Raw genomic sequence first — 2,269 nt, 5'->3', positions numbered from 1 at the left:
CCTCTCGGCGGCCTTGCGAAAAACAAATCCAAGTTAGACCATTTCAAATGGTTCGATGTCTGCCCGGATGCGACACTGAAGTGAGTGTCCATCCTCGCAGTATCCGGTTCTCAAGGTGCACGCCTGCACTGGTTCCCGGTTGCACCGGGCCGCGCGGCAAGGAGATATATTGCCAGACCGGAGGGGCGCCGGGGGCGGGAATCTGGGCGTACACATTTCCTACACATATAAGTACTCTCGGCTGGCTGGTTAAAAACAGGAGGGGACCTCGCATCCGAGATCCCCTCTTTAGCCCATCTATAGCTATAGACTCTTAAATACCTTATGCCAGCAGCTTGCGACCGGACTCCTCGATCGCGTCAAGTGCTGCATCTGCCTCGGCGGCATCCGCGCCCTTAGCGAAGATGTACAGCTTAATCTTGGGCTCGGTGCCGGAAGGACGAACAATACCCTTGTTGCCACCCTCAAGATCGAACTCAATAACATTAGCCTTCGGCAGGCCGTTCACGCAGGTGTTGTAATCAACGACGGCCTCAATCTTGGAACCGGCGAGCTCCGCGGGCGGGTTCTCGCGCAGACCGGCCATGATGCCGGCCATCTTTGCCGCACCCTCAGCACCCGGATAGCTCAGCGAAATCGTCTTGTTGTGATAGTAGCCATACTTCTCGTACAGCTCGTGCATCGCGTCGGCAAGGTTCTTTCCCTGGAGCTTGTAATACTGCGCCATCTGGCAAATCAAAAGCGAAGTGCTCACGGCGTCCTTGTCGCGCACGTGGTCGCCGGCCAGATAGCCGTAGCTCTCCTCAAAACCGAAGATAAAGCGATCGACCTCGCCAGCATCGGAAAGAGAAGTAATGATGTCGCCGATGTACTTGAAGCCCGTCAGGCAGCGGCGGAGCTCAAAACCGTACTCGTCGGCCAGAGCGTCAACCATGGCGGAAGAAACGATAGTAGTGACAGCAACCTTCTTAGTGAGGTCCTCACCGCGAGCAGCGCGGGTCTTGCAGATATAGTCGAGCAGCAGAACGCCCATCTCATTGCCGGTCAGCAGCAGATAGTCATCGCCATTCTTAACGGCAACGCCAACGCGATCGGCGTCAGGATCGGTTGCAAGCAGCAGATCAGGGTGAACCTGCTCGCACAGGTCAATGCCCTTCTGCATGGCCTGACGAATCTCGGGGTTAGGATACGGGCAGGTCGGGAAATCGCCGTTAGGCTCCTTCTGCTCGGGAACAACCGTGACATCGGTGATGCCAGCGCGCTCGAGCACCGTCGTGACGGGAATGAGGCCGGTGCCGTTGAGCGGAGTGTAGACGAGCTTAAGCGGAGCGCCAGCGATCTCCTCGGCAGAAAGGTTGGTCACGCCGCGGGCGAGAACGGCGTCATAATAACGCTCGAGGCACGAGTCATCGATCCATTTGACCAGACCCTGCTCAAGAGCCTCATCGAAGTCCATGGACTTCACGCCGGTGAACGTATCGGTCTCGGCGATAGCCTTAGAAATTGCATCGGCGGCCTCGCTGGTGATCTGGCAGCCGTCGGGGCCATAGGCCTTATAGCCGTTATAAGGCGCCGGATTATGACTAGCGGTCATGCAAATGCCACCGGAGCACTTAAGGTCGCGGACGGCCCAGGAAAGCGTCGGCACGGGAGAAATCTTGGGATACACGAGGGCAGTCACGCCGTTTGCTGCAAGAATGGCAGCCGTAGTCTTGACGAACAGCTCACCTTTATTGCGGCTATCGCGAGCGATGGCGACCGTCGGATGCTCGAAGGTCGCATTGAGGTAGTCAGCGAATCCCTGGGTCGCACGACCGACCGTATAGATATTCATACGGTTAGTGCCCGCACCGATAGTGCCGCGAAGGCCGGCAGTACCGAAGGCGAGATCCTGGAAGAAAGCGTCGGTGATGGCGTCCTCATCACCCTGCTCCTTCATCGTGTTGAGCTCAGCGAGGAGCTCCTCGTCCTTGACATTGGCAATCCAAGTATCAAGCAGCTCATGAACATCTGCCATGTGAGTCCTTCCGTCACAATCAATAAAACAACCCGTGTAAAACAGGACAAGCGCATCAGCGCGCTAAAGCAAATATTAGTCCATTGAGAACAGAGAACCGACCACAGAACGGTGAACGTTTATATTCACCGGTGGATGATTGGATTGATTTAATTGCTTAGTGAACGCCGCATTTAACGCAAAAAAGGGGGAGGCCGCGAGGCCTCCCCCTTCTCAGTTCAAGCGTACGGCTCGGTGCCGTCCACCGGTCAG

1 protein-coding gene is annotated in these 2,269 nt (G+C 56.5%); it reads right to left on the bottom strand.

Annotated features, from left to right (window positions below):
* Positions 1-322 precede the first annotated feature (322 nt).
* A complete protein-coding gene (locus I2F59_RS09790) occupies positions 323-2,017 on the bottom strand; it encodes a phospho-sugar mutase (RefSeq protein ID WP_006235592.1) in 1,695 nt (564 codons plus the stop codon).
* Positions 2,018-2,269 lie beyond the last annotated feature (252 nt).

This window comes from Collinsella aerofaciens, assembly GCF_015556945.1.
Lineage (GTDB): Bacteria > Actinomycetota > Coriobacteriia > Coriobacteriales > Coriobacteriaceae > Collinsella > Collinsella aerofaciens_AO.
This window is presented reverse-complemented; position numbering and strand designations above follow the sequence as displayed.

Excerpts from the sequence above, each read along its gene's own strand:
- I2F59_RS09790 (WP_006235592.1), bottom strand. The coding sequence starts at position 2,017 with ATGGCAGATGTTCATGAGCTGCTTGATACTTGGATTGCCAATGTCAAG.